This is a genomic window from Nitrosophilus sp., from assembly GCF_982775275.1.
On record NZ_CEXZHP010000030.1, the window covers coordinates 1 to 11,493 of the forward strand.

10 protein-coding genes are annotated in these 11,493 nt (G+C 34.2%); 7 read left to right on the forward strand and 3 right to left on the reverse strand.

All coding sequences use genetic code 11. The features are described from left to right. Positions 1-172: 172 nt before the first annotated feature. Entirely contained in the window at positions 173-403 is a 231-nt protein-coding gene (locus tag AC30RD_RS02795) for a hypothetical protein (RefSeq protein ID WP_489492677.1), read from the reverse strand. An 82-nt stretch (positions 404-485) separates the two neighbouring features. On the opposite strand from AC30RD_RS02795, the gene uvrB reads away from it, so the two are divergent. Then, a complete protein-coding gene (gene uvrB, locus AC30RD_RS02800) occupies positions 486-2,516 on the forward strand; it encodes an excinuclease ABC subunit UvrB (RefSeq protein ID WP_489492678.1) in 2,031 nt (676 codons plus the stop codon). A 31-nt stretch (positions 2,517-2,547) separates the two neighbouring features. Here the strand turns inward: uvrB and AC30RD_RS02805 are convergent, their stop codons facing one another. Further along, positions 2,548-4,209: a Na/Pi cotransporter family protein gene (locus AC30RD_RS02805; protein ID WP_489492680.1), complete on the reverse strand. Its 1,662-nt coding sequence runs from the start codon at positions 4,207-4,209 to the stop codon at positions 2,548-2,550. A 4-nt stretch (positions 4,210-4,213) separates the two neighbouring features. Then, positions 4,214-4,846 carry a carbonic anhydrase gene (locus AC30RD_RS02810; RefSeq protein ID WP_489492681.1) on the reverse strand — a complete coding sequence of 211 codons (633 nt, stop codon included), beginning with the start codon at positions 4,844-4,846 and terminating at the stop codon, positions 4,214-4,216. 107 nt (positions 4,847-4,953) lie between these two features. Here AC30RD_RS02810 and AC30RD_RS02815 point away from each other — a divergent pair, with 107 nt between their 5' ends. The 6 genes from AC30RD_RS02815 (at position 4,954) to AC30RD_RS02840 (ending at position 11,427) form a co-directional block, all read left to right on the forward strand. Further along, positions 4,954-7,044 (forward strand): RNA degradosome polyphosphate kinase, encoded by a 2,091-nt coding sequence (locus AC30RD_RS02815; RefSeq protein ID WP_489492682.1) that lies wholly within the window; start codon positions 4,954-4,956, stop codon positions 7,042-7,044. Between the two features lie 11 nt (positions 7,045-7,055). Continuing rightward, the gene (locus tag AC30RD_RS02820) at positions 7,056-7,592 is read left to right on the forward strand and encodes a gamma carbonic anhydrase family protein (RefSeq protein ID WP_489492683.1); all 537 of its coding nucleotides are present in this window, start codon (positions 7,056-7,058) and stop codon (positions 7,590-7,592) included. A 148-nt stretch (positions 7,593-7,740) separates the two neighbouring features. After that, entirely contained in the window at positions 7,741-9,201 is a 1,461-nt protein-coding gene (locus AC30RD_RS02825; RefSeq protein ID WP_489492684.1) for an NAD(P)/FAD-dependent oxidoreductase, read from the forward strand. Between the two features lie 26 nt (positions 9,202-9,227). Continuing rightward, positions 9,228-9,410 (forward strand): hypothetical protein, encoded by a 183-nt coding sequence (locus AC30RD_RS02830; protein WP_489492685.1) that lies wholly within the window; start codon positions 9,228-9,230, stop codon positions 9,408-9,410. A gap of 43 nt (positions 9,411-9,453) precedes the next feature. Continuing rightward, complete coding sequence (locus AC30RD_RS02835) at positions 9,454-10,218, forward strand: peptide deformylase (RefSeq protein ID WP_489492687.1); 765 nt, start codon at positions 9,454-9,456, stop codon at positions 10,216-10,218. 18 nt (positions 10,219-10,236) lie between these two features. Next, on the forward strand, positions 10,237-11,427 hold the full coding sequence (locus tag AC30RD_RS02840; protein WP_489492688.1) for a dicarboxylate/amino acid:cation symporter: 1,191 nt from the start codon (positions 10,237-10,239) through the stop codon (positions 11,425-11,427). Positions 11,428-11,493 lie beyond the last annotated feature (66 nt).

The following is an 11,493-nucleotide window of genomic DNA, read 5'->3' on the forward strand; positions in this document are numbered from 1 at the left end:
TCCATCATAAAACACTCATAATTTTTTTTCAAATAGGCCTCAAGCAGGTTTTTTACGGAGTTGTTGCCGTCAATTTTTAAATCTTTTTTTATAGACTCTTCAAGTAGTGCGGCAAATTCGTTATCGACATTTATATCATATGTTTTTCCGGCGACAGTTATGGATATCTTTTTCATTGCCCCAATATTTTTTCCACTTTTTGTATAATCTCTTCAAGCTCCATATCCTTCAAAGTTATCTCTTCTTGAAGTTTTTGGATCTGAGCATCTTTTGCTTCGTTGCTTGCCTTGCAAGTTACTAACTCTTTTCTTAGATTTTCGTTTTCTTCTTTTAATCTTTCATAATTTTTTAAAAGCTCCTCTATTTTGTTATTTAGCTTTTCTAAAAGATTTAAACCTTCCACGCCATATCCTTTAAGTTATTTTTAAACTTTGCTATAATTCTATCACTTTTTAATTAATAATATTTTAAATTTAGGAGAAAACTTGGCTAAATTTGAGCTAATAAGCGATTTTAACCCTTGCGGAGATCAACCTCAAGCTATAGAAAAACTTACTTTATCTATAAAAAAAGGCAACAAATATCAAACCCTTCTTGGAGTTACGGGAAGCGGTAAAACCTTTACAATGGCAAAAATTATAGAAAATCTTCAAATGCCAACACTCATTATGACTCACAATAAAACGTTGGCTGCTCAGCTTTATAGCGAATTTAAAGGTTTTTTTCCAAAAAACCATGTTGAATATTTTATAAGTTATTACGATTATTATCAGCCAGAAGCATATCTTCCAAGGCAAGATCTTTTTATAGAAAAAGACAGCTCTATAAACGAAGAGTTAGAAAGACTTAGATTATCGGCAACAGCTAGTCTTTTGGAGTTTGAAGATGTTATAGTAGTCGCAAGTGTTAGCGCAAATTACGGTCTTGGAAACCCAAACGAATATAGAAAAATGGTTCAAAAGCTAGAAGTTGGTCACGAAATAGACCAAAAAACTCTGCTTTACCGTTTAGTAGAGATGGGATATAAAAGAAATGACAAATTTTTTGACAGAGGAGACTTTAGAGTAAGCGGAGACGTGATCGATATCTATCCGGCATATAGCGAAGAAGAGGCTGTAAGAGTGGAGTTTTTCGGCGATGAGATAGAATCGATTTACTATTTTGACACTCTAACAAACAAAAAAACAAAAGAGCTAAACTCCGTTACCATCTATGCGGCAAATCAGTTTATCGTAGGACAAAACAGACTAGCCCAAGCCATAAAATCGATAGAAAAAGAGCTGCAAGAAAGACTAGAATATTTTAAAAAAGAGAATAAATTGATTGAGTATCAAAGATTGAAACAAAGAACGGAGTTTGATTTGGAGATGCTTGAGACTACCGGAACTTGCAAAAGTATAGAAAACTACGCAAGACATCTAACCGGGAAAAAGCCCGGAGAAACACCATACTCTTTGATAGACTATTTTGAAGCTATGAATAGAGATTTTTTAATAATTGTAGACGAATCACACGTAAGCCTTCCTCAGTTTCGAGGAATGTATGCGGGCGATAGAAGCAGAAAAGAGGTATTGGTAGAGTATGGTTTTAGACTTCCAAGCGCTTTAGATAACAGACCTTTAAAGTTTGAAGAGTTTATAAACAAAGCTCCCCACTACCTTTTTGTCTCAGCAACTCCGGCACAAACAGAACTTGAACTTAGCAGTGTAGTAGCTGAGCAGATCATTAGACCAACCGGACTTTTGGATCCAAAAGTTTATCTTTTGCCCTCTAAGTATCAGGTTGAGTCTTTATATGATGAGATAAAAAAGGAGATAAAAAAGAAAAATAAAGTTTTAGTTACGACCCTAACAAAAAAAATGGCCGAAGAGTTAACAAAATATTATGCGGATTTGGGACTTAGAGTTAGATATATGCACTCAGAAATCGACGCAATAGAGCGTAATCAACTAATTAGAGGACTTAGACTTTCAGAATTTGACGTGCTTATAGGGATAAATCTACTAAGAGAGGGGTTAGATCTTCCAGAAGTTAGTATGGTAGCTATTTTAGATGCCGATAAAGAGGGGTTTTTAAGAAGCGAAACAAGTCTTATCCAAACTATGGGTAGAGCTGCAAGAAACGTTGAAGGTAGAGTTTTAATGTTTGCCGACAAGATAGAAAAAAAGATAGAAGTTGACGATGAAAATCTCTTAGAAGAGATAAAGGATAAGATTACAAACTCTATGTATAACGCGATAAAAACAACTATATATAGAAGAAAAAAACAAGAGCTTTATAACAAAGAGCATGGAATTATTCCAAAAACGGTTAAAAGAAAACTTGATGAAAATTTAAAAAGCGAAGATCTTGATTTTCTTTACGAAAAAAAGAAAAAGATGCAAAAACTTCCTCCAAAAGAGAAGGAAAAAATTATAAAAGAGCTCAAAAAAGCTATGCACGAAGCAGCAAGAAAACTTGAATTTGAAGAGGCGGCAAGATTGAGAGACGAAATAGAGAAAATTAAAAGTCTGTAAAAACTTCAAACTTCAAACTTGAAACTTCAAATTACCCCTCCAAAAGGGTAACATTTGGCAAAAATAGTCTATCGGCACTTTCAAGGAGATTTTTTGAAGCAAGATATATCGCTCTGTTTACGTTTAAAACGGTAGCGGCCGTCTCTTCATCTAGATCATACTTTTTTATCCAAACCGCAATCGACGATAAAGCCTCTTCGTTATCGTTTAATATTTGATGATATATCTCTATGATTTTTTGAGCCCTCTCCTCTTCACCTTCCACTAATCTAACAAGATTTTTAAAAAGCTTAACCACTCTTTTTCTAAAATGTTGATACATTTTATACTCGTTTTCATTTAATGTTGAGGCAAACTTATCTATATCCTCTTTTATATCTTTTAATGTTTTAGCGGCAAAGATTATCCTCTCAACAGAATAAACTATATCATTAATTGCTTTTAACTCATCTTCGCTTAACTCCATGGATCTTATTTCGTTTGCGTATGAGATGATCATAATTTCCAATCTTTTTAGATTTTTATATAGCCTTAAATAGTTAATATCCAATATATCGCTATTTTTTTCTAAAACCTCTTTTGTTTTTAGTTTGTCCACCAAAACATCTTTTGGTCTTACATTAAATATAAAAAGACCAAACTCTAAACTATTCATAAAAAGATGCTTTGCTTCGTTTCTTGCCGCTTCTATGGCAACTTCTGGGATATCTGTGGGAACTTTTACTATATATTTTGCAAGAGGCGTTTGAGTCTTTTTAAAAAATCTATTTAAAAAATTTGCCAAATATGGAATAAAAGGGGAAAACAATACTACACCCAAAACGTTAAAAAGCGTATGAAATAGAGCAAGACCGGTAGTTAAATCATCCCTTAACCCAAGGATATCCAAAATAAACCTATCCATCAAAGTAAGCATAGGAAGCGCCACTACTCCGGTAGCTACATTAAAAATAAAATGGGCTATAGCTATCCTTTTTTTATCGGGGGTTCCCCCGATTGATCCTAAAATCGCAGTAACGGTTGTGCCTATATTTGCCCCTATTGTTAACGCAGCAGCCATTTCAAAAGTGATTATATTTGAATGAAGCGCGGTTAAAAATATCGCAGTTGAGGCGGAGCTTGACTGAATTATGGCGGTTATTAGAAAGCCTATGGCTACCATCGTTATAATACCGTATCTTGCATACTCTTTTAAATCCACGCTTTTAGCAAATATTTCCATACTCTCTTTCATAAAATTTAAGCCTAAAAAGAGTATACCAAGAGCAAGTAAAAGCTTTGCAAAGGAAGCTATTTTTTTATTTTCTTGGAAAAAAAGAAGCAAAAACCCTCCAAGCCCGGCCATTGGAAGAGCAAAACTCTCAATATTTAGCTTAAACCCAAGAAGGGCAACAAGCCAGGCGGTAAACGTTGTGCCTATATTTGCGCCAAAAATCACTCCGATGCCGCTTTTTAAATTCATAAGAGAGGCACCTACCAATGATAACACTATAAGAGAGACTATAGAGCTACTTTGAAGGATAGCGGTAGCGATAGAACCTACCAAAATCGATTTTAAAACCGTTTTTGTTGACTCTTGTAAAACTCTTTTAAAACTTCTTCCAGCCGCCTCCTTCATAGACTCTTCAAGTAAAATCATCGCATATAAAAACAGACCTAAGCCAGAAAGAGCCAATATTAAATTTTCAGTCATTTAATTATCCAAGAGGTAAAAAATCTTTTTTTTCACTATCATAATACTCTATCTCTGCGCTTTCTATTTTACAATACCATCCATGCAAAAAAAGTTTTTTCTCTTTAACTCTTTTTTTTACTTCCGGATATGTGAGTAGATTTTCTAGCTGAAAAAGTATCGAAATTTTTTCGGTAAATCTCAAAAGCGACTCTTTATCATCAAACCCTACCGCCTCTATTGCAGCCTCCTTTGCCTTCTGTCCAAGTTCGAGCCATTTTTTTGTATGGATAAGCTCTAAAGAGTTTGGAATATCTTTATATAAACTTTCACATGCCCCGCAATGAGAATGTCCGCAAACTATAATATCTTCTACCCCCAAAACGCTTACGGCATACTCTATCGCCGCGGCGGTTGCATGATACTCAAAATCGGGTTTAAAAGGAGGAACAAAGTTTCCTATGTTTCTAAAAACAAAAAGATCTCCCGGTTTACTTCCGGTAATCAAAGATGGAACGACTCTTGAATCGCTACACCCAATAAATAGCGTTTTTGGACTCTGTCCCTTTTTCGCAAGCTCTATAAAAAGCTTTTCATGTCTTTTGAACTCAAGCTCTTTAAATTTTTTATATTTTTCTACAATATCGTAAATCCTCATATTTTATCTCCAAATTTTAGATAAAAAAAGCTTATATATAAAATTTTATCTATATTTGCTAAAATAAAAAATAATTGAGTGTTTCATTATATTTTAAAAGGGTGAAAATGATAAATCTAAAAGATCCTAAACTATTTATTAACAGAGAATTATCTTGGCTAAGATTTAATACAAGAGTATTGGAAGAGGCTCAAAAAAAAGAGAATCCTTTGCTTGAGAGGTTAAAATTTATCGCAATTTACGGAACAAATCTTGATGAATTTTATATGATAAGGGTTGCCGGTTTAAAGCAGCTTTTCAAATCAAGAGTTTCGGTAACGGGTCCTGATAAAATGTCTCCTCTATCTCAGCTTAGGGCGATAAGAAACTATCTACATAACGAACAAAAAGAGGTTGAAAAAACTTTTTTTGAGATAATAGAGCTTTTAGAGAAAGAGGGGTTATATATAAAAAGTTATAAAGATTTGGATGCGAAAACTAAAAAAGAGGTAGATAAATATTTTTTCAATCAACTATATCCGGTAATCGTTCCAATCGCGGTGGATGCCACCCACCCTTTTCCTCATCTAAACAATTTAAGTTTTGCTCTTGTTTTAAAACTTGCCGATATTCAAAACGAACATGATATCAAATATGCCCTAATTAGGCTTCCAAGAGTATTGCCAAGATTTATACAGCTTGAAAACACCTATATTCCTATAGAGTCTATTGTAGCAGAGCATATAGACACGCTTTTTCCGGGATACAAACTTTTATCAAGCGCTCCTTTTAGAGTAACAAGAAACGCCGATATAGAAATAGAAGAGGAAGAAGCGGACGATTTTATGGAGCTTTTAGAAGAGGGACTAAAACTTAGAAGAAAAGGAGAGATCGTAAGATTGGAGGTTGGAGAGGAGATTGATGAAGATCTTCTTGAATTTCTAAATTCCCATATTCAAGTTTTCAAAGACGATATTTATAGATTTAAAATGCCACTAAATATGGGTAGTCTTTGGCAAATTGTATCAAACAAAAACTTTGCTCATCTATTGTATGAACCTTTTACGCCAAAAATATTGCCTCCCCTTGATCAAGAAGATATTTTTGATCTTGTAGAACATGAGGATATTTTACTTTATCATCCTTATGAGAGTTTTGATCCCGTTGTTAAATTTATAGAAGAGGCTTCAAAAGATCCCGATGTTTTAGCCATTAGAATGACTCTTTATAGAGTGGGAAAAGATTCACCTATCGTAAAAGCTCTTATAGAAGCCGCAGAAAGCGGAAAGCAAGTTACTGCAATGGTTGAGCTAAAAGCTAGATTTGATGAAGAAAACAATCTTATATGGGCAAAAGCTCTTGAAGACGCAGGCGCCCATGTAATCTTTGGAATTCCGGGATTTAAAGTTCACGCAAAAATAGCTCAGATCATAAAAAAAGAGGGAGATAGATTAAAACAGTATGTTCATTTAGCTACCGGAAACTACAATCCCTCAACCGCAAGAATCTATACAGACGCAAGCTTTTTTACCTCAAAAAAAGAGATAACCGATGACGCAACAAGATTTTTTCACTATTTAACCGGTTTTTCAAAAAAAGGAAAACTAAATACCTTATATATGTCCCCTACCCAAATAAAACCAAAACTTTTAAATCTAATAGAAAACGAGACAAAAAAAGGCGAAGAGGGAAGAATAATAGCTAAAATGAACTCTTTGGTCGATCCAGAAGTTATAGTCGCTTTATATAAAGCATCAAGAGCGGGAGTCAAAATAGATCTAATAGTGAGAGGAATATGCTGTTTAAGACCTAAAGTAAAAGATGTTAGCGAAAATATAAGAGTTATATCTATAGTAGGAAAATATCTAGAACATGCAAGAATTTTTTATTTTAAACATTCAAATCCGTCTATTTTTATATCAAGTGCCGATTGGATGCCAAGAAATCTTGAAAGACGTATAGAGTTGATGACTCCGATTTTTGATAAAGAGATATCCGATAAACTTTTTGAGATATTAAATCTTCAAATAAATGATAACGTTTTAGCAAGAGAACTGCAAGAAAATGGCGAATATGTTAAAATAAAAAGCTTAGGAAAAACCCCTATAAATTCTCAAATAGTTATGGAAGAGTATACCAATATGCTTTATTCTTCTCATAAAAAAACAAATGTCAGCAAAGCAAAAAAGTTGGCTAGAAGATTGCTAAAAGAGAGCTAAAAAGGATAAAAATGTTATTAAGATATAAAGAGTGGTTTCCAAAAATTAAAAAAAATGTATGGATAGCGCCAGATTCTACAATCATAGGAAACGTCGAAATAGGCGAAGATAGTTCTGTATGGTTTGGATGCGTCATAAGAGGAGACGTTCATTATATAAAAATCGGAGATAGAACAAATATTCAAGATTTAACCATGATCCACGTAACCCATTATAAAAAGGCTGATATGAGCGACGGATTTCCTACGATAATAGGAAACGACGTAACCGTAGGACATAGAGTTATGCTACACGGGTGTATCATAGAAGATGCCTGTTTAATAGGCATGAATTCAACAATCCTTGATGGAGCGATAATTGGCAAGGAGTCTATCGTTGGAGCGGGAGCTTTGGTTACGGGAGGGAAAAAATTTCCTCCAAGAAGTCTTATACTTGGAAGTCCAGCAAAAGTTGTAAGAGAGCTTTCGGATAATGAGGTAAAAGAACTTTATAACTCCGCAAAAAGATATGTAGGCTTTAAAAACGAATATCTCAATTTTATCTCCTAAATATTGGAACTACTTATAACTTTAATAACTTGCCGTTATTTAATTTTTACTTATAATTCTTATAAGTTTTAATATTAATTTTTCTAATAATTATTTAAAGATAAAAGGATTATAATAAGTGTCGAATTTAAATTTTAAAGGGGTTTAAATGGCAAGATTAGTTGTATTAGGCGCTGGTGTGTCTGGACATACCGCTGCAACTTTCGCAAAACATTGGTTAGGAGATTCCCATGAAGTTGTAGTCGTATCTCCAAACAGCAAATGGAACTGGATTCCATCAAATATATGGGTTGGCGTAGGTGAAATGAAGCCTGAAGATGTTGTTTTTGAACTAGCACCCGTTTATCAAAAAGCCGGAATCGATTTTAAACAGGCTAAAGCTATATCTATACATCCAGAAGGAAAAGAGGGAAGCGAAAAGCCATACGTTACCATAGAATATACCGATCCATCAAAAAAAGGTCAAACCGAAGAGGTAGAGTATGATTATCTAATAAACGCTACCGGACCAAAACTTAACTTTGGAGCTACCGAAGGATTGGGACCAGATGGCGGACATACCTGGTCTGTTTGTACATATCAACATGCTGCTCAGGCAAACGATGCTTTTCAAGTAGCGATTGAGAAGATGAAAAAGGGTGAGAGACAAAAATTTTTAATAGGAACGGGGCACGGCACATGCACCTGTCAAGGAGCTGCCTTTGAATATATATTTAATATCGAATACAATCTTAGAAAAGCCGGCGTAAGAGATAAAGCCGATATTCAGTGGATATCAAACGAGCAGTTTTTGGGAGATTTTGGAGTAGCGGGCGTGCATATCACTTTTGGTGGATATCTAACCTCAAGTAAAATAATGGCTGAGTCTTTGTTTGTTGAAAGAGGAGTTGACTGGATTACGGGAGCCGCCGTTAAAAAAGTGGAGCCAGGAAAAGCCTATTATGAGTTGTTAGACGGCAGCGAAGGAGAGATAGATTTTGATTTTGCGATGCTTATACCTCCGTTTAGCGGTGTTGGATTAAAAGCCTACGATAAAGCCGGAAACGATATAACCGATAAACTTTTTGCTCCTAACGGATTTTTAAAAGTTGACGCAGATTATACGCCAAAACCTTTTGAAGAGTGGAAAGCAAGCGATTGGCCAAAATATTATCAAAATCCAGACTATCAAAATATTTTTGCCGTTGGGATAGCTTTTGCACCGCCGCATCCAATAAGCAAACCTATGAAATCGGTAAACGGAACAGTTATCACTCCGGCTCCTCCTAGAACGGGAATGCCTTCTGGAATCATCGGAAAAACCGTAGCTCAAAGCATAGTTGAGATGATCCAAGGAAAAGCGGACAAACCACAACATCACGCTTCTATGGCTGAAATGGGTGCCGCTTGCGTTGCAAGCACCGGAAAAAGTTGGTGGGATGGAACCGCAGCGGCGTTAACGGTATATCCGGTTGTTCCAGATTATGAAAAATTTCCAGGAACAGGTAGAGACCCTGAATATACTTTTGGTGAAATCGGGCTTGCGGGCCACTGGATCAAACATATTTTACATTATATGTTTATGTATAAAGCAAAATTAAATCCAGGCTGGACGATGATCCCAGAATAAAATTTAAACTATAAAAGGAGAGTATTATGGCAATGGGCGGATATGAAGATGTAATGAAAAATATAAGACCATACGATAACAAATCTTTTGAAACGATGGCTCCGGGCCCGTTTCAAAAATTTTTAAGAACTTGTAAAATATATCAGTTTATAAGATTTATCGTAATAAATCTTAAAATGCTAAAAGTTGTGGCAAAAAGCCACCATTAACAGATCAAATCAGCGCTTTTTGCGCTGATAAAAAAGGAATATTTTGGAGAAGAAACTTTTAACATACCCAGATCCCAAACTAATGCAAATAAGCGGAGAAGTAAGGGAGTTTGACGAAAATCTTTTTAAATTGTTAGAAGATATGAAAAAAATAAGCGAAGCTAACAATTTAAAAGGATTATCGGCCATCCAATTGGGAGTTCCCCTTAAAATCGTAGTATTTAAAAAAGATAACGATTTTTTAGAGCTTATAAATCCTTCCATCTACTTTTATAAAGGCTTTGTAACTTCAAAAGAGACAGACGAAACAATCCCCGCAAAAGAGTTTGAGATAAAAAGATATGAAAATATTAAAGTTACCTATTTTGATAGAAACAATAATCAAAAATTTTTGGAATTAAAAGGAGATGACGCTATATGGCTTCAAAGAAAGATTGATCTAACTTTTGGCGGACTTTTGATAAATAAACTACCTAAAAAAGAGGCAAAAAAATTTATTAAAGAGTATCAAAACCAAAGCTGTCCTACTACTTTTATAAAAGATAAGATACTTTTTGGGATAAAAGTTTCCGTAATTTTAGAGATATTTGCCTTTATTTTAAAATTTTTCATCAAATACAATCCAAATATCATACCGGTATGGAGTGTTATAAATATCTTAGCTATTTTATTTTATCTCTTTTATTCAAACTACGAAACAAAAAAATATAAAAACTGCACAAGCTGTCAGGGAGCCAACGCCATAGGAAATAGTTTAATTTTTGGTACAATATCTATTATCATTTTTCTACTTAATCTTTTTTTATAAAGGCGGCCGTTGGCTAGAGTGTTAAAACTTGAAAATCTTACTTTTATCGCCATAATTTTTGGTTTTATTTTTGGATATTGGTTTAAAGAGATAGCCTTAAACCTAAAATTTATCGGAGACATTTATATCTCTTTGTTAAAAATGTTAATAATCCCCCTTGTTTTTGCCTCAATCTTTATAGCAATAGTCGGCTTAAAAAGTAGCGACGATTTAAAATCTATAGGTTTAAAAGCTTTTATCTACTATCTTCTTACTACATCTTTAGCGGTTTTGCTGGGATTAATAGTGGTAAATATTATAGATCCTGGAAAGGGTATGGAAATTTCTCAAAATTTAGATCAAAATATCGCCGCAAAAAATATACCATTTAGCGATTTTTTGCTCTCTTTTATCCCTACAAATATATTTAATGCGCTATCTAACGGAAAAATTTTGCCAATTATATTTTTTGCTATTTTGTTTGCAATCTCGGTTATGTTTATAGAAAAAGATAAACAAAAAATTTTATATAACTTTTTTGACTCTATAAACGACTCTATGATGGTATTGGCAAAATGGGTAATAAATCTAACGCCAATCGGAGTTTTTTTTTTGATAGCCTATACTGTTGCTAAAAATGGATTGGATCCTATTTTTGAGCTTTATAGTTACGTGATAGCTGTTTTGAGCGCGCTATTTTTACACGCCTTTTTTACGCTGGGAATAATCTTATATTTTTTTGGAAAAATAGATCCTTTTAGATACTTTTCTCAAGTAAAAGAGGCTTTAATGGTAGCTTTTTCCACCGCGTCAAGTTCGGCCACCCTTCCCGTTTCTATAGAAACTGCAGAAATTAAAGCAAAAATAGATAAAAAAATCGCCGGATTCGTTCTGCCTCTTGGAGCAACGATAAATATGGACGGAACGGCTTTATATGAATCGATAGCGGTTATGTTTATAGCAAATATTAGCGGAGTGGAACTTAGCTTATCGCAGCAGATTATTATTTTTGTTATGGCTACATTTGCCTCTATTGGCGCGGCCGGGATACCTGGAGCTGGACTTATTATGATGACTATGATTTTGCAAAGCGTAGGACTTAGTGTGGAGTATATCGCGTTAATTATCGCTGTGGATAGATTTTTGGATATGTTTAGAACAAGTATAAACGTTTGGGGAGATTTAATAGGCGCAAAAGTTATAAATACCATAACGATGAGAAGAAATTAGTTATTGAACCTTCTGAAAAATTACAAATTGAGCGAAAGCTTTGCGATTTTAGTTTGAAAATTTTAT